Origin of the sequence: Sulfurovum sp. (assembly GCA_026990595.1) — a bacterium.
In the GTDB taxonomy this organism is placed as follows: domain Bacteria; phylum Campylobacterota; class Campylobacteria; order Campylobacterales; family Sulfurovaceae; genus Sulfurovum.
This window is the reverse complement of record JALXCZ010000045.1, coordinates 1-21541: the sequence shown is the minus strand read 5'-3', so window position 1 is coordinate 21541 and position 21541 is coordinate 1. Positions and strand designations below refer to the sequence as shown.

The window sequence follows — 21541 nt, the reverse complement described above, 5'->3', positions numbered from 1 at the left end:
TATTTTAGTATCAAAACTTTTTATATAAGAATCATACTAGCCAGAAGTAATCCACCTATAAAGGCTACAAACATTGATAAAATAAAGTAGATATTTTTATCGGTATCAAGCTGACCTTTTTGTAAATGTTGAATCCATTTTGTATAGTAACGATAGGTATATAATGCAAGAATAATACCTGCACTGACAATAGCTATACCAATATAGTTATAAAAATATGCATGTGCTAACTGTGGTAAACTACTCCCGGCTTTACCTTTTAATTCAATCTCAATAAGGTGAAGAAAAAGTTCAAACTTTTCAACAACAAATCCTAAAATAATGAGAGAAATAGCAGTACCTATCAGTGAAGTCGTTGCCCGTTCCACTGCCATTAAATCTTTAGGGTCTATGGGAGTTTTAGAATTATTTTTCATTGTTTTCTTTTTCTCTATTTGTTTGTTTTATCGTAAAAGTATCTTCTACGGTACGAATATGCAAGTCTCGTTGAGGAAATGGAATCTCAATATGATTGTTATTGAGTGCATCATAAATGACAATTAAAAATGCCGATGCAGTACGTTTTGGTTTATGTAGTTCATCACCCCTCACCCAGACAAGAAGTTCAAAGTTCACACTGCTGTCTGCCATTTCAGTCATGATCACACGAGTTTGACGCTGTTTATTCTCAACAATGTCTACTTTTAATTCACTATGGAGTACTGCCTCTGTCACAAGGTCAATCACTTTATGAGCATCCGTACCATACGCCACACCAAAAGGGATGGAAAACCGTCGTATATTGTCACTCATTGTCCAATTTATCACATTGTTTTCAATCAACTTCTGATTTGGAATGATGACATCAATATTTTCATTGGTACTTACTGTTGTAGATCGCATGCGAATGTCACTGACATACCCTCGAAGGTCATCATCCAATTGTATATAATCTCCAATCTTAATACTGCGTTCAAACATTAAGATGAGCCCAGATACAAAGTTTGAGACAATGTTTTGTAAGCCAAATCCAATACCCACAGAAAGTGCACCTGCAACAAAGGCCAAAGAAGAAAGCTTAATCCCCAGTACATTCAAAGCAATAAAAAATGCAATAAGAATGATAAGATAATACCCCATATTTGCCAACAATGTACGTGTAGAAGTTGTAAATGAACGCCGATTGGATGTCATGTTTTTAATTTTTCTTTTATACAGAGCACCAAGGATGAAGCCTATTATAAAAATAAGTAATGTAATAAAAAGTTTAAAAATACTGATTGGGGTTTCGTTGATACTAAATATTGGTTGAGCAATAAGGTTCCATACTTTATACCACAGTGTCTTAATCTCTTCTTCTCCTGATCCAGTGAGTGTCTGAAGTGTCCCAAGATATTTGTTTTCCATCGTATGAAGTAAAAGTGTTAAGGTGTCTCTAACATCAGAAGAAAGCATCTTTAATGACTCTTCCTCTTTTAATAGCTCATTCTCTAAAGTAAAAGCAGCTTTTTCTTTATTTTTTAATGCTGCCGTAAAAAGAAGAAATTGGGAAGAGACAATATCTTGAACAATTTTCTGATGATTTAAATCTAATTTCTTGATGCTCTTTTCAAGTGCCAATGACTCCTTCGTATTGTCTAGTAAATCTGCTTGTTCTTTATTGATTTGAAGAGCATTGATTTTATTGGATATATGCTCTTCTTGTAACTTACTTTTCTCTATACTTTTCTTAATGGCAGAAGTATCAATTTGTAGTTGACCCAATGTATTCATCACGATTTGTTCAATCTTTTTTATGGTGTTTGTATACGCAGTAATTTGTTTCTTGTACAGGTATATATTCTTATGATATACGGCATCCTGAAGTTCAAGAGGCAGTATTTTTGTACTATTTTTATTTAGTTTTTGGATTTCATCTTCTATCGTATTTATTTTTTCTTTGTTTTGCTCTAATGCGGTTTGTACCTTGTCTCTACGTGTTAGTAAGTCAAGATAGTTTTGAAAAATCATTTTATAATCATCACTCTTTTTAGGCATGGTGATGTTTAAATCATTTTTCACTAAACTCTTTTTTTCATCTTCAAGAAGAAGCTGAATCAATGACTTTTCAAGTAATATTTCTGAAGTTACATTTTTTTCATTATCCACTTTTTTAAGTAGTGTATTGTAGACAGTGGTATTACCATCAATAATGGTACTGTTGAGATCATAGGCTTGAAGCATCCCAACACTAAAGCATACAATAAAGAAGATTTTCATGAAGATTTTCATCCCCATAACCCCTTAATACCTGAAACCATAAATTGTGCAGCAATCGCTCCTACGACAAGTCCCATAATACGTGTCAGTATCTTCATCCCGGTGACACCTAAAATACGATTAATATACGTGGCATTTACCAAGATAAAATAGGTTGTAATGCTGGAAAGAAGAATTGATAGACTGACTATTATATAACTATCTAGCAGGGAAAGTGTTTTCATAGCTGTATTGTTTAAAACAATGATAGTAGCGATGACTCCTGGTCCAAATAAAATAGGAATACCCAAAGGAACAATTGATATATCTTCACTCTCTTCTGCCTCTTCATGTTCTTTAGGTGTATGTCTTGATTTACTCGAGTTTCCTGATGCCATATTGATAGCAATCATCATCAATAAAATTCCACCAATAACTTTAATGGACATCACATTGATACCAAAAAACTTAAAAATATATTCACCAGAATAGAGTGTAACAAGCCCTGCAATAATGATTGCCAATGTTGTTTTAAATGCTATGGGGCGTACCGTTAAAGACGTTGCTTCGCTCCCGATGAGAGAGATCATAATGCTTGCAGCCGCTAAAGGGTTCAGTATTGTGATGAGTGCTATCGTATCATGCATAAGTAGCGAAATATAAGGTGTCAGTAACATCTTGATCACTTAATTCTTTTCATTTTTTGTTCCTGCTTTAAAATAGTGAAACATTGCAATCTCACCAAAATAGGGACCAAAAAGATTGAGTAGGGGTACAAAGTTGAACAGTGCGGTAACAAAACTGATGTTCCACAGTGCGAACCGATGTTTTTTAATTTCTTCTTTTTTAACCTTTTCATAAGTCAAAGCAGCGGCATCGTAACTCATGGTATCTTTAATCAGCCACATCCATAATGCAACCTGTACGAGTATGTTTAGTACTGGAATAAAAAGTAAAGGAAAAGCGAGTAGCGAGGCAACAATAAAAATGATACTGTCTTTTAGCGTATAGCCTACAGAACTGAAAACATGGTCTCTGCGTACTTCATCTCCCTTAAAATGGTGTTTTTCCACTGTAGTGATCAGTGGTTCACTGAACAAACTCGTGACAAACACCATCGTAACTACAATAGCATTGTAGATAAGGTAGAAACCTATAAGAAATGCGATCCCCTTCTCTACTGTCTCAAATGGAAGCCAAGTCAGAAGTTTAAGGAACTGCTGATAGATGTACCCACCCTCAAATATCCAGACTATCCCCCAAAAAATAGCACTTCCTGCAATCACAAGTAAAGAGAAAGAAGTATATTTCTCTTTAGAGACACTACGTAAAATAATATTACCGAAAAAAGCAAATATTAGAGCAAAAGTGAGCAGTACCAACTGAAGCCACAGAAAAGAAGAGAGCATCCATGCACCGTTTGAACGTACCATGGAAAAAGGAACCATCTCCAGTATATGACTACTGAGTCCTATGAGGGTTTCCCACAGCATCGTCCCTATACCTACCCATAAAAGAGTTACAAGAAATCCGCTTATGAGGGCATACTTCATTGTGTTCCAACTTAAGAGCTCTTTAAATCCAAAAAGGATTGCCTGTATTGTATTTTTCATCTGTTTTTCCTACCTCTCTCTACCAAATTAAATTCTAAACATAAACATATTAAATACACCACCAAAGAGTGCTGATAAAATACCAAACACTGCAAATATAACGATCATTGCCGGAATGGAGGCAAAAGCCAATTTGACCAATAATACCACTAAATCCATAAAAGGAATGTCAATCCCCTTGATTACAATTCTTTTTTCTTCATTTTCCATTATTTTTCTCCTATAATTTTTTTCATTTCATTTTCTACATTTTTAAGTAGATTTTTATTTGTTTGCTTCGTAACGACTCTGTTGGTTAATAAACGAAGTCCTATCTCAATAATAAAAGCCAATACAAAACCTCCGGCAATAAAATATCCTACATCAGGTATATGTTTTGAAGTATATTGTAATGCCAAAATAATTGCCAGTGTAATAGTAATAATTGCCAAGATGACTAAAAATTTAGATGCTTTTGTTTTTTTGATTTTAAGCAAATGTCCTATGTGTACCAAAGCATGAATAAATAAAATAGAGATAGATCCAATAGCAGCTATTTCTGTCAGGTCAAAAAAAAGCACAAAGGCTATTAAGATAACGGTACTTACAACAAGCCCTTCACTACTGTGCCAGACATTACGTTCATAGACCTTTGGAAGTTCACCGTTCTTTGCCATCTGGTAGGTAACATTGGTTACCGCATAGAGATTGGCATTGATAGATGATGCTGTTGAAATGAGCGCGGCTACTGCCATGACAGTAAAACCTATGTGTCCAAAAACAGGCTTGGCTGCTTCTGCCAGTGCATAATCCTGTGCTTTTATAATTTGGGGTAACGTCAAGTTTCCAAATACCGCAAAAGTAACAGCAACATATAGAATCATTACAAACAATATCGCTACTGTCATAGATTTTAACATCAATTTCCCTGGATCTTCCATATCTTCTGCGGTATTGGTAATGACACGAAAACCTTCAAAAGCAAAAAACGTAAGTGCTACAGAAGAAAAGACATTCATCACAGGCGGGGCATCTTTAAGAGAAAGCAGTGCCGGATTGATATAAAAAGATACAACAACCGTAAAGAGTATGATAATAGTTAGCTTGATGATCACAATAATATTTTCACTTTTGGCAATGAGAGAGCTTCCTGCAAGATTGATAACCATAAAAAGAAGTAGAACTCCTACGGCATAACTGTTTGCCCAAAGGGGACTATTTACTCCTACGCTCATCATTGCAGCATAGGTACCAAAAGTCTTAGCTACCATCGCTATGGCAACCATAGCAGAGAGATAAAAGAGTACGGAAAGTGAACCTGAAAAGATCCCCTCATCATAACACTGAACCAAATATTCTACTATACCTCCACGGCTTGGGTATGCAGTTGCCAATTTTGCCAAAGAGTAACCACTGAGCAATGCAATGATCCCACCTAATACAAAAGAGATCCATACCAGATTGCCTGCTATTGCTCCTGCTTCACCCAAAAGGACAAAAATTCCTGCCCCGACCATGGAACCAATGCCTAAAAAGACCGCACTCCAGAGTCCAAAGGCTTTTGCATTATTATTCATTTATTCCCATTTTTTTGAAAAGTTTTCCACCCATTAAGAGTGCCAGTCCATCAAAAAAGAGGCTGAATCCTACAAACAGTCCAATGAGATAGAGGGAAGAGAACGGCCAGCCTATGACGAAAAGTATTGCTATGATCAAAGAGAGTGCTGCATTAAATACCCATATTCCCCACCCCTTGTTTGGGTACATGGAAGAAGCAATAGTAAAGCCTGCAAATGCATCCATAAAAAAATAGATAGAAAAGAGCAAGCCCAATGTTGCAACCCCTCCCAACGGTGAGAACAGCATATAGAGTGCTACACCTATCAAAATAACACTTTTAAGCCAGCCTGCCCAGTCAGTGCGGTCTGTTACATACGTAAAATAGGCTGCAAACATACCTGCGATAAGCATCAGCCAGGCAACAAAGACAACAGTTGCAAAAGACGCATATATGGGGTATATGGCTCCAATCAATCCTAATATCATAAAAATAATCCCCGCTATTTTTGCATATTTTCCTATTTGATCAAAAAGATCAAAATCTTTTGGGTATTGCCACATATTGACTCCTTTTTTCTTTTTATTCTAGCAGAATCATATAATTGCTGTATGATACTTAGGTTGCAATTCTACTTTCTGCTATAGCATTATCTACTAATCCTATGTTTTTTATCTGTCAACTGGCTAACACTGATAAAAAATATTACAATATGACATTTTTTTATGAAACTCACATAAAATAGACTATCATTAGACAATAAACAACATTAAGGAGTGAATCATGGAAGGATTGATAGAAGTGAGTTATACAGTAATGTGTAAAAATGATGTAAGCGCAGAGGTAAAACTTTCAGAACTGCTTGACAATGAAAAAGTCGCCAAAGCCATCAAGAGTGAATTTGCAAAAGGTTTACGGAATCTTACACTTTCGGGTAAGGAAAATACAGAGATTTACATCAAGACACAAAAAGAGGTATTTGCATTTACTGCAAGCAAAAATGATTTTGCAGATCTGCTTGAACTTGCAGAAGAGGATGCCCGTAAACATAAACGTTTTAAAAAAGAGTGTGACGGGGTGGAGTTGGTAAATATAGTGACTATTGAGTCATAGTATTGTAATCACATGCCTTTTTATCCATCGTAACTTTAAGTATCTCATTTCGGGTAGCTTTGTTAAGATAGCGGTAGGTGATGGTAATATCTGATTGTAAAAAACGTTTGGCATCGGTACAGATACCTTTTCGTATCACTGGTGTCATACGTGTCTGTCCCTCTTTTTTAAGTGTTTCGTCACTTTTGGGACCGGCATCTACCTCAAAGGTATAGATGAGCTCCGTACCGTTACTGTCAACACCGACCATTTGTGTGTAGGCATCTACTTTTTGCGGCAGTGTTTCACGTATCCCTTCTACCGCTTTTTTTACTACATTAAGATTTTGCATTCTCATCTTGTCGACCTTAAGGTCTCCATTCACTTGTATGGTCGGGTTAAAAGGTTGCATGGTAGCAGGTACTGTTGCCCAGGCTGCAGCAGTAAGCAGTAAGATGCCAAGTAATGATAAAAGTCTCATTTATTTCTCCAAAAAATTAATTCATTTATTATAGTAGAATAGATTAACCATAAAAATGATTTACCTCAATTCTCTCTGCCAAGATACCCCAAAATTTCATCGGCACTTCCCTCAAACACAACAGGTACCTCACTCTTTTCTATCTGATAATCATACATAGGGTCATAATAGTCTCTAAGCAGCATCTCTATCCACTCTTTGTGTTGGGTCGTATCTGCTGTACGCTTTTGTTCCAAATAAGCATCATAAAACGCTGTTTTAATGGTAGTATAACGCTCATTCCCCAGACGCTTTTTAATGCGATCCAGCCCGGCATTGGCATCGTCAAACCATACTTTGGCACCCTTGTCTGCATAGTTCGATTCATAGGTTTTCAGTGCCTGCGTTACATATTCATCAAAAGTGATCTCCACTCGCTCATACATAGGTGTTTTTAAAAGAATCAGTTTCCCTTTTCTAAAGTTGTCAAATATCGGTTTGGGAATGTATACCCGTCCTATATTATGGCTCTCATCTTCTATAATAAGATGTTTATATCCTTTTGCCTCATGTCTGATCAGTGCATACCCAAGGTCATTTTCAAAATCTATCTGTGCAGGCTGAGGAGAGATGAAGCGTCCAAAAGATGAGCCCCTGTGGTTGGCAAGTCCTTCAAGATCGATACTGTTGTCTATCTGATGGATAAGCAAGGTTTTCCCACTGCCTGTACGACCACCTATGATAAGTGTATCAGCTTCACTGCTGATACGTTCACCCTCCTTCATTAAAAAAGTCCTAAAAGCTTTATACCCACCTTTTAATCGCGGAATGCTGATACCTGCTTCCTGTACCCATGCCTGAGAGATCTGTGAGCGCTGTCCACCTCTGAAGCAGTACAGATATGCATCTGGATGAGCCTTCAAAAACTCCATCCATGCTGCTATTCTTTCCTGCTTCACGGGACCTACAAGCTCTTTGCCAAGCTGTACAGCAGAGGCATTGCCCTGCTCTTTGTAACGAATGCCTATAAGGTGGCGCTCTTCGTCTGTCATAAGAGGTAGATTGACCGCGGTAGGGAACGAGCCTTTTTTAAACTCTACAGGAGCACGCACATCAATAAGTGGTCTGTTCTCCAGCACAATACGGCAAAAATCGTCCGTTAAAGGCAGATCAAGCTTTTTTATCGCCTCTATCTCATCTGCCGTACCTACAGGGGTATACTCTTCTGTCTCAAAGGACTTCAACGAGATGTTCTCCCCGTGCTACTGTCTCACCGATGCTTTTAAGTTCAAGCCCCTCTTTACGTGTAAGTGCCAAAAAGGCTTCGACACTCTCTTTACGCACAGCACAGAGCAGTCCACCTGAGGTTTGGGCATCACAGAGGATGTCTTGTTGCTCTGGCGTCATCTTGCCGATGTGGTGTCCATAACTCTCGAAGTTACGCCGTGTACCCCCAGGCACACACTCCATAGCCAGATACTCCTTAACTTTTGGGAGCAGTGGCACATCCTCAAAACGTACTACCGCAGAGATGCCGCTCCCCTCACATATCTCAGTCAGGTGTCCAAGCAATCCAAAGCCTGTCACATCAGTAATGGCAGTCACCCCCTCAAGTGCAGAGATTTCTGCACCTATCTTGTTGAGTGTACACATCGCCTCTACAGCTGGTTCTATGTCTCCCTCGGCGATTTTATCCTGTTTTTGTGCCGTGGTTAAGATACCGATACCCAGTGGCTTGCTCAAAAAGAGTTCACAACCCTCTTGGGCAGTGTCGTTTTGTTTCAAATTTTCATTGTCCACCAAACCTGTCACCGCCAAACCAAAAATGGGTTCAGGAGAGTCAATGCTATGCCCACCTGCTAATGGTATGCCTGCCTCTTCACATACAGAACGTCCACCATCTATCACCAAACGTGCTACTTCATCACTCAGCTTCTTCACCGGCCACCCAAAAATGGATATAGCCATAAGTGGTTTACCACCCATCGCATAGATGTCACTAATGGCATTGGTAGCAGCAATACGCCCAAAGGTAAAAGGATCATCCACAATAGGCATAAAAAAATCCGTAGTAGAGAGTACAGAAGTACCATTACCAAGATCAAATGCCGCCGCATCGTCTTTGGTAGAGTTGCCCACAAGTAGTTCTGGATACATTATAGTTTCTCTGGCAGATTTTAAAATATTATCGAGCTGTTTTGGTGAGATTTTACACCCACATCCTGCTCCATGGCTGTATTGGGTTAGTTTTATTTCTTGCATAATTACTTCTTTATATTTTTAACCCAAATTATGCAATAGGATTGCCAAAATTAGTGATAGTGCTTGCAGTGTGGGTGTTTGCAAAGAATTTGAGGTTAACCCTTAGGTTAATCGATGATTATTTGTAAATGCCCACGGTGCAATGACTTTTGCTAGTTTGGTAATTTCTATTACATAATTTGGGTTTAATAAATGTTAGTGCTTTTTTGGTAAGAGGGAGGTTAATTTTGAACCATTAGAACATATCAAATACCATGACGGTGTAGGTCGGAGTGCCCTAACCCCGACAATAATGTAAAGTGAGATAAAAACCAAAATCACATGAACATAATTGTATACAAATCCACAAAACCATTGTGAATATTATTTTATGCAAATTGATGTCGGGGTAAGGATACCCCGACCTACAAAATCATGTCTGCAAAAAGGAAATAAATGCTAAAATACCCCAAACCATACTAAGGCAACCTCATGAAAACCATCGAAATCCCCTACTATAAAACACTCATTTTAGAACACGTTGTACTAGACTACAACGGTACCATTGCCAAAGATGGTGTGCTGAAAGTTGAGGTGAAAGCCCTGCTTCCTGAACTCTGTGAGAACTACACGGTGCATATCATCACTGCCGATACTTTTGGGAGTGTGAAAGCACAGATGGAAGGCTTTGATGTTGTAATAAAAGTGTTGCAAACTGACAACCATATAGCAGAAAAAGCAGCCTATGTTGATGTGCTGGGGAAAGAACATTGTATTGCTGTTGGAAATGGGAATAATGATGCTCATATGCTTCAAAATGCCATACTCGGCATCGCTATCATTGGGGATGAGGGGTGTGCTACCCCTACGCTACTGCAAAGTGATATTTCTTGTGTCAACATAGCGGATGTGTTGGGGCTTCTACTCAATGAAAAACGGTTAATTGCTACCTTGAGAAAGTAGTCATCATTTTCTTTTACATGTGCACAAATACATCCTCATGACGTAATCTTGACTTTGGAAGTGCTACATTAAAGTCTTCTGGCTCTTTATGGTAACCAATGGCCAATGCCACTTCACATACATAGCCGTCAAATTCTTCTTTAAATGCTTCTGCCACAAGGGATAGTTGCTACCTTAAAACATAATAATAATACCAAAAGTAATACAAACTAATATTTAAAACGCTATAATCAATATTAAGAAATTATAAGGATTTAGTAGATGAAGTATATATTTATTTTAGGAATAGTTTTTATTTATAGCCATGCCAATGTGGCTTGTGATTACTTTAATACTGCTAATCAAGCACAACGGTATTATGATAAAAAACTTATAGGTTATGAGGGGTTAGTTCCAAATGAAAAAGGTAAGGTCTGTACAGATTTAGATAAAAAAATATATGTTATAAAGCGTAATAAAGGTGGATATAGTGATTATGGTCATAGACTTTACACGAAATATGATTGCGAAAAACTTATACGTGTACGTAAAAAAGCTATTACTACGAGCTTTAAATATACATGTTTTGATAAAGTAACAAAACCAATAAAGAAAACACAGAATAAGCATTCAGGTATTAGACTCTAAATACATAATAAAGTATTATTTTTACAGTATACTGTCATCATGGCAAAGAAAAAGAAAAAATACCTCATAAAACTCAACAATAAAATACGAAACTACTTTCACGGGCTCTCTTTTGATGAGGGTATCGCTACGATAGATGAAGACAAACTCATAGAGCTTGTTATGCTGTTAGAACTTGAACTCCCCTCTCATGAACACGATGACATGGTGCGTGCCCTGCGTCGTGTTTGGAGCGAGGAAGGTGCGGGTACGCGAGAGCTGATTGTCTCTTACCTTACCAAAGGACACAAAGCCATCCATGGTGCTTCGCGCAGCAAACACGGTGATGACACAGAAGCATCGGATAAAGTCGGCAAAATACTCAGCATACTTTCAACTATGGAGCATACGACTCAGGAAGAGAACATCATTTTAGAAGCTTTTATCGATGCAAAACACTCTAAAATCACACCCGACAAGATACGCAACAAACTACATTATCTACGCATAAAAAACAGACTGCATACGTTAGAAAAAGCGCTTGATGCAACCTTTACTACCAACAATGAAATGGAATTTTACCACAGATTTACATTTATATTAAAAGAGGTAGATTTTAGTAAACTTCTTTTATGCAAAACTGCCTCGTTGGACATGGATGGTATGCCAGACAGTGATGATGAAAAAATAATAGAAGAACTACGTCTTACTAAAGAAGAAACTATAACACACAAGCAAGAAGAATTGACTGCTTTTCTAACACAGTTAAATGAGCAGGAACATCCCTATTTGTCAGATGATGAAGTCTTTAAGTCACTTAAAAGTATGCCAACAGATTCTCCACTTTTACATACACCTGTTTCTCTCGGTATTGTGGAAAAAATATTAACTAATATTAGTGATAAATATGAGGTCTTTGAGAGTACAGACCACATTATGATAGAGAAAGAAAAAAACCATGATCTGTTTGGAACGATTCTTTACTATAAAACGTCAGTTTCATACGAAAAACCTTATCTCTACAACCTCATTTGGAAAGGTGTTGAGCTTCCGGTAAAGGAAGACATAAACCGAGTCAATGATGACCTTTTGGCACACTTTAGAGTAGCTATAGATGATGTGCTTGACGAGATGGAAGAGATGAGTGCAAAACTGGATATTCCCGAAGATACACTCCATGAATTCATCGTACGGTTTGTAGAACCACAAATACGTGCATCTACAACATTAAAATTTAAAGAAAAAAGTAAAAGACGCATCCTCTTTCACTTTGGAGAATATATCAAGCCTCTGCTTGAGAAACAAAAACGTGAAGAGCTGCTTGCCAAAACCATTCGTGATTTTAAAAACCTTTTCCCTCTTGCACGACAGCTAAAACGAAAGATAGTCTTTCATGTAGGACCAACCAATTCCGGTAAAACCCATAGTGCTCTAAAAGCCCTGGAAGCTGCTACGACAGGGTATTATCTTGCACCTTTGCGTCTATTGGCACTCGAGGGCTATGAGAATCTTAAAAAAGAGGGAGTGCATGTCTCACTCATTACCGGTGAAGAAGAGATCATCGATGAGGAGTCTACACATATCTCTTCTACCATAGAGATGATGAACAGCTCGGTAGATGTCGATGTCTGTGTCATCGATGAGATACAGATGATCTCTGACCGAGATAGAGGCTGGGCATGGGCAAATGCACTCATAGGAGCACCTGCAAAAAAAGTGATATTGACCGGTTCTAGCAATGCCCTGCCCGCTGTCAAAGAGCTTTGTGAGTATCTGGGCGAAGATCTTGAGATCGTAGCATTTGAACGCAAAAATGAGTTACAGATGATGAAGTACCCTGTCTCCATGAGGAAGATAGAGCCACAAACAGCCGTAGTAGCCTTTAGCCGTCGTGATGTACTTTCTCTTAAACAACAACTTTCAGAAAAGTACCGTGTCTCTGTAGTGTACGGTAACCTTTCTCCTGAAGTCAGACGTGAAGAGGCAAGACGTTTCAGAGAAGGAGAGAGTGAGATACTTGTAGCTACCGATGCCATTGCCATGGGGCTGAACCTGCCTATCAAAACCATTTTGTTTGCCAAAGACAACAAGTTTGACGGCTTACGCAGACGAGAGCTTCTCCCCACAGAAGTGGTACAGATAGCCGGGCGTGCCGGGCGTTACGGTTTTGAAGAAAAAGGCTATGTCGGGGCACTGGATGAGAATGCCCTGCAAACCATTGACCAAGCCTTCCACTCTCCTCTTCCTGATATAGCACTTCCTGTCTCAGTGATGGCAAGCCTGGAACATGTGATGCTCATAGGTGAGATACTTGAAACAGAAAATATCACCACTATTTTAGGTTTCTTTGCCGACAATATGGAATTTGACGGTCCATTTATAGCAGCCAACATCGACTCCATGCTTGAGATCGCTGCGATCGTTGATGAATATACACTTGATCTGAAAACACGTTTTTATCTTTCATGTGCACCTGCAAGCATCTCTTCACCTTACATTGAATCGGTATTTCACCGTTACATCAGACAAATCGAAGCTGGAGGCAAAGTACTTTACATCCCTCCACGTGACCTTCCTGCATTTGCCCAGACCAACGATATGCTGCTAAATGCTGAAGACAGAGTAAGGGAAATATCACTCTACCTGTGGCTCAGTTTTAAGTTTCCTGATATTTTCCAAGATGTTAATAAAGCATTACAAGCCAGAGTACGGCTGAACAACTTTATAGAAAACTCTCTCAGGCAGGGGCATTTCACTAAAAAATGTAGAAGATGCGGAAAAGTATTGGACTTCTCTTATCGATTTTCTATTTGTGATGCCTGCCACAATAAAAACAAAAGAGGTTCAGGTTCCAACGGAAGCCGTGGTGGATATAGAGGTCGTAGGAGAAAGTAATTTCTACTTTTCCTTTACCAGGTTTCTCCAAATCCATAATAACCATTATCAGTACGGGCATTATTTGCATCATACTGAACTTTACGTTCTTTTAGCGTTAGCCTTACCGGTGCAGCTATACTTACTATGGTTGTTATCCCCAAAAGTGCCATATATTTCATTAAATTTCTTCTTGCATTGTCTATCATTATTATTCCTTGAAGAGAAGATAATAAAACGTATCATCTATTTGTGAAATGATTGTGAAGTGCATCTATCTACATTTTGATATAATACGTCTATTACAATCAAGGAACCACCATCAAAGCATTTGAAAAACTAAATTTACACCCGGATATTTTAAGAGCCATCGCTCATGAGAAATATGAAAACGCTACTGCCATTCAAAACAAGGTCATTCCCCCTGCTCTAAAAGGGTTTGATATTTTGGGTGCATCAAAGTCCGGCACAGGGAAGACCGCTGCATATGTACTGCCATTGCTTCACAAGCTTCAGAAAATCGTTAAAAAAGATGAAAAAGTGGTGCGTGCGCTTATTATAGTACCAACCATTGAGCTTGCAGACCAAGTCTCCCGTACCATCATTGGTTTTTCAAGATATATGGATATCAGAACAGCCAAAGTACAGGGGGGTTCTAAAAAAATAGACCAGATACACAAGTTAAAAGAAGGTGTGGACATCGTAGTAGCAACCCCGGGGCGTTTACAGGAGTTCATTGCCGATAAAAAAATAAACCTCGAATATGTCAATACAGTGATCTTGGATGAAGCCGATACCATGCTTGACCTTGGCTTCCTTGCAGAGATAAAAAGTATACTCAAAAGCTGTACGAAGCCTAAACAGATGATGTGCTTCTCTGCGACTATCTCTCAAAACATTAAAAAACTTGCTAAAGAATTTTTACGTGATCCTGTCATTGTAGAGGTGAGTAACCGTCGTGATGTAGTAAACTTCATTAAACACAGAGCATACAAGGTAGATAAAAAACGTAAAGCCGAACTTGCTGCAAAGCTAGTAAAAGATATGGGTGTAGGTCAGGTACTTATTTTTGTAAATAAAAAAGAGACAGCAGATAAACTTTTTGAGTATTTTAAAGAGCAAGGCATCTGGACAGCACTCATTCATGGAGACATCAAGCGTGGCGGACGAGCCAAGGCACTGACTCTTTTTAAGAGTGGAAAATCACAAGTACTCATTGCTACAGATGTGGCAGCACGAGGGATAGACATCCCCGAGCTGCCACTTGTCATCAACTATGACCTGCCGGAGCAGACTGATGACTTTACCCACCGTGTAGGACGTACAGGGCGAGCCAACCATAAAGGGCAGGTCATCACCCTGCTCACCATCCACGACTACAACCACTTCTCAACCATAGAAAAACACCTTAAACTCAATGTAAAACGTGAAATCATGGAAGGCTTTGAAATTACCGATAAGCAGCCTCGTCAGGCTAGACCACGTAAAAAATCACTGCGTGAGAAAAAAGGGTATATCGACTACGACAAAAAGAGAAAATTCACCTACGCTTCACAGAAAAAGAAAAAACAAGAGTCCAAAAAGAAAAAATCATAAATGGCAGAAAGATACACTGTAAAAGAGAGAGGAAAGCTTTTAGTATTCCTTTTTGACTCTCTGTCTGGCTGGTCGAAGAAGAAAGTAAAGCAGCGTCTGCAAGGTGCTTCTGTTGCTGTAAACGGTGTGGTTACAACCAAACATGACTACCTCCTTAATGAAGGTGATATCATAGAAGTGGGTGTGGTACAGAAAAGTACAACAGCCGGACAAACAGCAAACAAACTGGAGATCATCTATCATGACAAAGATCTCATTGCTGTAAACAAACCTGCAGGACTGCTTTCTGTAGGTACGACAAAAGAGAATAGACAACATGCGCTTGCCCTGCTCCGTACACAACTCTCACGCCCAAAACACAGTGTAAAACTCTGGCCTGTGCATAGACTTGACAAAGAGACCTCTGGGGTGTTGCTTTTTGCAACCTCCAAAGAAATGAGAGAAGCGGTGATGGCTACCTGGGGAGAGTCTGAAAAAACATACCTTGCTATTGTAGAAGGAACACCTAAAGTATCTAAAAGAACGATCAGTGAGCCTTTAAGACTGGATGAAAAAGAGTATCGTATGCATGTAGGGGATCACCCTCTTGCAAAGCATGCAGTAACACACTACAACGTAAAGCAGAGCAGTTCCAAAAGCTCTTTGCTTGAAGTGAAATTAGAGACAGGTAGACAGCATCAGATACGTGCACATATGGCGTGGCTGGGTCACAGTGTTGTGGGTGATGAGCGCTACGGAACAAAAGGGGTAAGGATGGGACTTCATGCCCTAAGACTGAGCATTGTACATCCTAAAAGCAAAAAACCTTTATGTTTTGAGGTAGATGCTCCCGGAGAATTTTACAGACTTTTAAGATAGTAGTTTACTTTTCTAAAGCCAACCATCAGGATCAAAGAGATCGTCATTGTACCCTTCTACTACCTCAGGCTCTTCTATACTTTTTAGACTTTGTGCCTGAAGAGACACCCCTGTGAGACCTGCAAATCCTAATATTGATAGATACTGCATAAACTTTCTTCTATAGACATTCATACTATTCTCCTTTGCTGTTTTTTTAACGATAATGGATAATTGTGAAGAAAATGTGAAGAGAATCAACTTTTTCTTTTAAATCTTGCCACAAGAGGATTGTGGTCAGAAAGTTCATGCTCCTGGAGTACAGTATGTTCCAGTAGTTCCATTCCCCGGTAAAAAATGAAATCCAAATGATTTCCCATAAATGATTTTACATTGTCTGTCTGTCTGAATGGTACGGCAAGCAGTCCAAGTTTTTCTCGTACTTCATGCAGTTTGGACATACGCTTCTTGTTCCAGCTGTTGAAATCTCCTGCGATGATCATCGGCCCTGTATGGTCTTTCATCAGTTCCAAAAAACGTTCAAGTTCCTTATGATAGTGCTGATTTTCCCGAAAATTGATAGCATGTACATTGAGTACCAGAAGTGTACTTCCCTCTGTAAGAGGATACGCACTCAAAAGCAGACTCTTGTGCGGACCGATAAGACTCTCCCTGCCTTCTGAAAGAAAAGCCTGAGAATACTTCGACTCTACCCTGCTCGCACTCAGTACTCCGTAGAACTCTCCTCTGAATTCCAGATTGGCTGCAGCATCAAAGGTGAGTTCGGGCAGTGTAAAGTGTCTGTCATCTCTAAAATTGGCTTCCTGTAAAAGCAAAAGATCAATCTTACTTTTTTCTAAGAGTTGTTTTAAATAAGGTTTAAATCCAATATTTTTACGGTTCTTTTTGTGAATATTCCAGCAAAGTACACCAAAAACGTCTGGGATGGTGCGATGAGAAGCCAAACTACATGAACGATGATGAAGAATAGAAGGAAAGAACATCAGAGTAAAGGGGCAAACACTTTCATCATATTTTCCATGGCTTCACGAAATTTGGAAGGTTTTTTCATACCTCTTGTTGTGTTTTGCATCAATATATTCATCCATGATTCAAGACTCTCTATAAAATGTGATGAATAGACAAATGCAACAACTTCATAATTAAGGAAGAGACTGCGATTATCCAGATTGACAGACCCTACCATACCGCCTACATCATCGAAGAGTATGGCTTTTGCATGCAGCATCCTGCCTTCATAAAGCATGACATCCGCACCTATTTCATCAAGTTCCCTCATATAGGGACTTCTTCCCATATCTGCCAATAGATGATCTGAGCTTTTAGGGGTGATAAGCTTTACATCCACCCCCTTATGCTGAGCGATCACCAGCGCCTGAACAATATTGTCATCAGGTACGAAATACGGTGTGACGATCCATATGCGCTTTTTAGCATTATAGATGGCATTCAACAGTGATTCATACAATGCATCAGTAGGAATATCAGGACCGGAAGGGACAACTTGCACAATGCTCTCTCCATGATATGCTTCTTCTTTGGAAGGGTTGTCTGATATTTTCTCTTTTTTGGTAGCATAAACCCAGTCATTATAAAAGATATGATAAAAATAATGTACGGCAGGACCTTTTAGATAGTAGAGAAGATCCTCCCAGCGCTTTGTTCCGTCAGCCTCTCCCATATATGCATCACTGAGGTTCATCCCGCCGCTAAGCAGACTGTGCTGATCAAAAAGATAGATCTTACGATGATTTCTCAGATTGATATAGTTTTGGAACGGTCTTTTCAAAATAGGTGTAAAAAAGGCAACTTCTCCTCCAGCATCCTTTAATGCCTTGAAACCTTTCTGGTGAAAATACGCACCCAGCGAACCTACAATATCCATAAGCACTCTTACCCTTACACCCTCTTTTGCTTTTTTACTCAAGGCATCTAAAATAATTTCAGTCGTTTTGTCAAATTCAAAAAGGTAGGTACAGATATCAATGCTCTGCCTGGCTTGTTCTATCTCTTTTAAAAGTCTATGAAAGGCTGCTGTATTGTCAGTGATCAATGTATAGGTATTCCCTTTTGTTGCAGGAGGAATACCATTTTTTTTAAATATGTTCTGCAGTGCATGATGGGAATCATAGAGTGTATAGGGGCGATATTGGTCAATCTCATGGAATGTGACAAACTTTTTTTTACGAGAGGATTCACGTTTGCGTATACCAAGAAGGAAATAGAGCGGTACTGCAATATAGGGTAGAAAAAAAACCGATATGATCCATGAGAGCATACTACTTGGTGAACGTTTTTGGTAGAGAATATGACTCACAGCAGAAAATACGAGAATACTGCCTATGAGTATCAGTAAATATGTAAATATCAGTTGTTCTAAAGGCGTAACATTAATAGTGGACTCCTTAATATAATGAATTATAACATAAGGGATACGCTATAATACCTTCATGATACATAATCTCAAAGAAAACAACTTCTCATTGGTACTTTCAGGCGGTGGTGCATTGGGCATTGCCCATCTGGGTGTTTTGGCTGACTTGGAAAAGTATGTTATTGCTCCCAAAGAAATTGTCGGTACAAGTATGGGCGGTATCATCGGTGCCTGTATGGCTGTGGGGATGAAAGAGAAAGAGATACATGAAGAGATCAAAGCATTTGCCTCTGTCTCAAAGTGGATACTCTTCTCATTTTCCGGTAATGCCCTTGTAGATAACAGCAAGATAGAAGCCATATTCAAAAGACTTTTCGGCGATAGGAAAATGAATGAGACGATCATCCCCCTTAAGCTCATAGCAACCAACCTGCTCAACGGGCATAAAAGGGTTTTTGCTCCAAACGATAACGTTTATATCAGGGATGCTGTACTTGCCACGATGGCAATACCAGGTATATTTGATGAGCATGTGATAGGCGGGAATACCTATGGTGACGGATTTCTTTGTGAAAATCTGGGTATCAACGAGGCGGCCTTTGACAGAGTACTGGCAGTGGATGTTCTGGGTGAACACTCTTTTGAAAAAGAGATGCCGGATAACTTTTTTAAAACAGCCAATGTCCTTGAAATGTTCGAAAAGTCCATACGTCTGCTTATTTACAACCAGACACAGACACACATAAGAAATGCAAATAAGAATATCTATCTTCTTGAGCCTGAAACAAAACACTACAAAACCTACCACTTTCATAAAGTTGATGAGATACGTGCCTTGGGAGTTGGACTTTTGGAGGGTATAAATGTATCCTAAACTTTTAGTGCTTCTGCAGTTTGGACTGATTGCTCTTATGGTCTATTTTTCAAAAGGTCTGCATGCTTTTATCCACGATACTATTGCTTTGCCTCTCTTCCTTGCGGGACTAAGCTTTGGGCTTTGGGCACTGAACCACAACCAACTTGGCAATTTTCATGTGCGACCGGTCATTAAAAAGAATGCCAAACTCGTCACTACGGGTATCTATGCATTCATACGACATCCTATGTACACTTCGGTCATAGTTATGATGTTGGGTGTGCTTGTGAGTACACCTACACTTACCGAAAGCCTGCTGTTTGCATTTCTCATAGGTGTACTGGTGCTCAAAGCAACCAAAGAAGAGTTACTTTGGATGGATCATGATGAAGCCTATGCCCTGTACAGAAAAAAGACAAAACTCTTTATACCATATATTTTATAATATCAAAAAGGATATTTTAGATGATCGAGAATGGATTTACCTACCTTAGTGTTTTAATGATGCTGGCTTCGGGCATCGTCTACACCGAAAAGAAGACACATAACAAACTCTTTGCATACCTGCCCGGTATTGTCATACTCTATTTTGCAGTGATGCTTTTTTCTACCTTTGGACTGTGGCACAAAACAGAGTCAGTCACGGCTGCATACAAGTCTGTCAAATCAAACCTCCTGCCTGCGATGATCTTTCTCATGCTTCTCTCAGCTGACATGAGAGAGATCCTGAAACTGGGCAAGAAGATGCTGCTTACTTTTCTTTTGGCATCAACAAGTATTTCCTTGGGTTTTGTAGGGATGTTCGCTCTCTTTCATACCGCATTCGGTGTCGATGCATGGAAAGCATTTGCAGCACTGAGCGGTTCATGGATGGGCGGTACGGGAAATATGGTCGCCATTCAGGGAGCACTGAACGTACCCGACTCCAAAATGGGGTATGCCCTGCTTATTGACTCCATAGACTACGCCATCTGGGTGATGGTACTCCTTGCTTTGGTACCTTTTGCCAAGCGTTTCAATCTCTGGAGCAAGGCAGATACAAGCATCATCGATGAAGTGGGTAGCAAACTAGCCACTAAAGAAGAGAGCAAAAAGCCCATCACTTTCGAATCACTTTTTCTTCTGCTTGGTGCGGCTTTTTTTGTCTCGGCACTAAGCCAATACTTTGCAGGGTATCTGCCTACGACATCATTTCTTAGCACCACCACATGGGTGGTTATACTTGCCACCCTTGCCGGGATTGCCATGGCAATGAGCCCGCTTTCCAAACTCTCCGGTTCTATGGAGCTGGGTAATATCATGCTCTACCTCATTGTTGCCCTCATCGCCAGCCGTGCCAACTTCGCTGAACTCACCCAGGCTCCACTCTACATTGCAGCCGGCTTTGTCATCATCGCCATTCATGTCACAGTCATGGTCATTTTTGCCAAACTCTTCAGACTTGACCTCTTTAGCCTGGGTGTTGCATCGCTTGCAAACATCGGAGGCGTCGCCTCAGCACCCATCCTCGCCTCAGCCTACTCCAAAGCCCTCATCCCCATAGGTGTACTTATGGCAATGATGGGGTATATATTGGGTACCTTTGGCGGATTGATGGTGGGGAAGATTTTGGAGATGATAGCAGGATAATTTTACAAATAGCAAGACATTTTTGATTATACAAACGAGGGGAAGTAGTCTTTATATCTTTCACTACCCATGGTCTTGTACTATTTTATTAATTTTTGATTATAACGAGTACAACGATGACTAAAAAAGCCAAAGTGATGAGTATTTTATTTTTAATTGAAGTATTAGAGCTGTAATGAGCGTACTGATTACTCTGACATCCTACACAATGCTCACCGAAGTAATGTTCACCACATTTTGGACAGGTCTTTAGTTCTTTTTTATGCATGGTAATTCCTCAAAAATAACAGCTTCCATCACAACAAGTATCTTTTATCTAAAAAATAAGACTTTATTATAGACCATAATACAAATCTATATAGGATGATGGAAAAGAGTATAGAAATTATACCACCTTTTTACTCATTTTCACGTTGTATAGACTGTATGATAAAGAGATAGGAACGAGATAAGAATCATACTTATTATTTAGGAAACAGCCCCCTAAATCCTCAATAGATAGATATGAAAATCATCAAAAGTGCCAAATATTTAAACACATAGACATACGCTCAAAAATAACCCAAAATGCGTTACAATACCCTATGAAAATCACAAACATACATACCCATACACTCAAAGCCCC

The 21541-nt window shown here is 39.2% G+C and carries 24 protein-coding genes; 9 read left to right on the top strand and 15 right to left on the bottom strand.

The window, feature by feature from the left end; genetic code table 11:
* Positions 1-20 precede the first annotated feature (20 nt).
* Genes MVE01_RS08535 through MVE01_RS08505 form a run of 7 tightly spaced genes read right to left on the bottom strand, consistent with a single transcriptional unit; the run spans position 21 to position 5930 of the window.
* A complete protein-coding gene (locus tag MVE01_RS08535) occupies positions 21-416 on the bottom strand; it encodes a YidH family protein (RefSeq protein WP_472561758.1) in 396 nt (131 codons plus the stop codon).
* Entirely contained in the window at positions 406-2250 is a 1845-nt protein-coding gene (locus MVE01_RS08530) for a mechanosensitive ion channel family protein (RefSeq protein WP_472561757.1), read from the bottom strand. The genes MVE01_RS08535 and MVE01_RS08530 overlap by 11 nt, the downstream gene beginning before the upstream one ends.
* On the bottom strand, positions 2247-2894 hold the full coding sequence (locus tag MVE01_RS08525; RefSeq protein WP_472561784.1) for a MarC family protein: 648 nt from the start codon (positions 2892-2894) through the stop codon (positions 2247-2249). Before MVE01_RS08525 ends, MVE01_RS08530 begins: the two co-directional genes overlap by 4 nt.
* A gap of 9 nt (positions 2895-2903) precedes the next feature.
* Positions 2904-3830, bottom strand: coding sequence for an EI24 domain-containing protein (locus MVE01_RS08520; protein WP_472561756.1), 927 nt, complete (start codon positions 3828-3830; stop codon positions 2904-2906).
* A 27-nt stretch (positions 3831-3857) separates the two neighbouring features.
* Complete coding sequence (locus MVE01_RS08515) at positions 3858-4040, bottom strand: hypothetical protein (protein WP_472561755.1); 183 nt, start codon at positions 4038-4040, stop codon at positions 3858-3860.
* Positions 4040-5386, bottom strand: coding sequence for an APC family permease (locus MVE01_RS08510; protein ID WP_472561754.1), 1347 nt, complete (start codon positions 5384-5386; stop codon positions 4040-4042). The genes MVE01_RS08515 and MVE01_RS08510 overlap by 1 nt, the downstream gene beginning before the upstream one ends.
* A complete protein-coding gene (locus MVE01_RS08505; protein ID WP_472561753.1) occupies positions 5379-5930 on the bottom strand; it encodes an HdeD family acid-resistance protein in 552 nt (183 codons plus the stop codon). The genes MVE01_RS08510 and MVE01_RS08505 overlap by 8 nt, the downstream gene beginning before the upstream one ends.
* Before the next feature lie 220 nt (positions 5931-6150).
* On the opposite strand from MVE01_RS08505, the gene MVE01_RS08500 reads away from it, so the two are divergent.
* Positions 6151-6480, top strand: a complete 330-nt coding sequence (locus MVE01_RS08500) for a hypothetical protein (RefSeq protein ID WP_472561752.1) — start codon at positions 6151-6153, stop codon at positions 6478-6480.
* Here MVE01_RS08500 and MVE01_RS08495 read toward each other — a convergent pair.
* The 3 genes from MVE01_RS08495 to selD form a co-directional block, all read right to left on the bottom strand.
* Positions 6467-6940: a hypothetical protein gene (locus MVE01_RS08495; RefSeq protein WP_472561751.1), complete on the bottom strand. Its 474-nt coding sequence runs from the start codon at positions 6938-6940 to the stop codon at positions 6467-6469. The two genes, MVE01_RS08500 and MVE01_RS08495, sit on opposite strands and share 14 nt — an antisense overlap.
* A 65-nt stretch (positions 6941-7005) precedes the next feature.
* Positions 7006-8163 (bottom strand): tRNA 2-selenouridine(34) synthase MnmH, encoded by a 1158-nt coding sequence (mnmH, locus tag MVE01_RS08490; RefSeq protein WP_472561750.1) that lies wholly within the window; start codon positions 8161-8163, stop codon positions 7006-7008.
* The gene (gene selD, locus MVE01_RS08485; RefSeq protein WP_472561783.1) at positions 8150-9184 is read right to left on the bottom strand and encodes a selenide, water dikinase SelD; all 1035 of its coding nucleotides are present in this window, start codon (positions 9182-9184) and stop codon (positions 8150-8152) included. The genes mnmH and selD overlap by 14 nt, the downstream gene beginning before the upstream one ends.
* 468 nt (positions 9185-9652) lie before the next feature.
* Here selD and MVE01_RS08480 point away from each other — a divergent pair, with 468 nt between their 5' ends.
* A complete protein-coding gene (locus MVE01_RS08480) occupies positions 9653-10123 on the top strand; it encodes an HAD family hydrolase (RefSeq protein WP_472561749.1) in 471 nt (156 codons plus the stop codon).
* Positions 10124-10136: 13 nt separating this feature from the next.
* Here the strand turns inward: MVE01_RS08480 and MVE01_RS08475 are convergent, their stop codons facing one another.
* A complete protein-coding gene (locus tag MVE01_RS08475; RefSeq protein ID WP_472561748.1) occupies positions 10137-10280 on the bottom strand; it encodes a hypothetical protein in 144 nt (47 codons plus the stop codon).
* Positions 10281-10384: 104 nt separating this feature from the next.
* Here MVE01_RS08475 and MVE01_RS08470 point away from each other — a divergent pair, with 104 nt between their 5' ends.
* Complete coding sequence (locus MVE01_RS08470; RefSeq protein ID WP_472561747.1) at positions 10385-10750, top strand: hypothetical protein; 366 nt, start codon at positions 10385-10387, stop codon at positions 10748-10750.
* A 39-nt stretch (positions 10751-10789) separates the two neighbouring features.
* Positions 10790-13624 (top strand): helicase-related protein, encoded by a 2835-nt coding sequence (locus tag MVE01_RS08465; protein WP_472561746.1) that lies wholly within the window; start codon positions 10790-10792, stop codon positions 13622-13624.
* 14 nt (positions 13625-13638) lie between these two features.
* On the opposite strand, the gene MVE01_RS08460 is transcribed toward MVE01_RS08465, so the two are convergent.
* Complete coding sequence (locus tag MVE01_RS08460; RefSeq protein ID WP_472561745.1) at positions 13639-13812, bottom strand: hypothetical protein; 174 nt, start codon at positions 13810-13812, stop codon at positions 13639-13641.
* Between the two features lie 112 nt (positions 13813-13924).
* On the opposite strand from MVE01_RS08460, the gene MVE01_RS08455 reads away from it, so the two are divergent.
* Entirely contained in the window at positions 13925-15199 is a 1275-nt protein-coding gene (locus tag MVE01_RS08455; protein ID WP_472561782.1) for a DEAD/DEAH box helicase, read from the top strand.
* Positions 15200-16057, top strand: coding sequence for an RluA family pseudouridine synthase (locus MVE01_RS08450; protein ID WP_472561744.1), 858 nt, complete (start codon positions 15200-15202; stop codon positions 16055-16057).
* A 12-nt stretch (positions 16058-16069) separates the two neighbouring features.
* Here the strand turns inward: MVE01_RS08450 and MVE01_RS08445 are convergent, their stop codons facing one another.
* From MVE01_RS08445 to cls, 3 genes are all read right to left on the bottom strand, one after another.
* A complete protein-coding gene (locus MVE01_RS08445) occupies positions 16070-16231 on the bottom strand; it encodes a hypothetical protein (RefSeq protein ID WP_472561743.1) in 162 nt (53 codons plus the stop codon).
* A 62-nt stretch (positions 16232-16293) separates the two neighbouring features.
* A complete protein-coding gene (locus tag MVE01_RS08440) occupies positions 16294-17001 on the bottom strand; it encodes an endonuclease/exonuclease/phosphatase family protein (protein WP_472561742.1) in 708 nt (235 codons plus the stop codon).
* 38 nt (positions 17002-17039) lie between these two features.
* Complete coding sequence (gene cls, locus MVE01_RS08435) at positions 17040-18425, bottom strand: cardiolipin synthase (protein WP_472561781.1); 1386 nt, start codon at positions 18423-18425, stop codon at positions 17040-17042.
* Positions 18426-18507: 82 nt separating this feature from the next.
* Here cls and MVE01_RS08430 point away from each other — a divergent pair, with 82 nt between their 5' ends.
* The 3 genes from MVE01_RS08430 to MVE01_RS08420 are packed head-to-tail and all read left to right on the top strand — an operon-like array spanning position 18508 to position 20916.
* On the top strand, positions 18508-19305 hold the full coding sequence (locus MVE01_RS08430; RefSeq protein WP_472561741.1) for a patatin-like phospholipase family protein: 798 nt from the start codon (positions 18508-18510) through the stop codon (positions 19303-19305).
* On the top strand, positions 19295-19732 hold the full coding sequence (locus MVE01_RS08425; protein ID WP_472561740.1) for a methyltransferase family protein: 438 nt from the start codon (positions 19295-19297) through the stop codon (positions 19730-19732). The genes MVE01_RS08430 and MVE01_RS08425 overlap by 11 nt, the downstream gene beginning before the upstream one ends.
* Positions 19733-19752: 20 nt before the next feature.
* On the top strand, positions 19753-20916 hold the full coding sequence (locus tag MVE01_RS08420) for a DUF819 family protein (protein WP_472561739.1): 1164 nt from the start codon (positions 19753-19755) through the stop codon (positions 20914-20916).
* Positions 20917-21541: the final 625 nt, after the last annotated feature.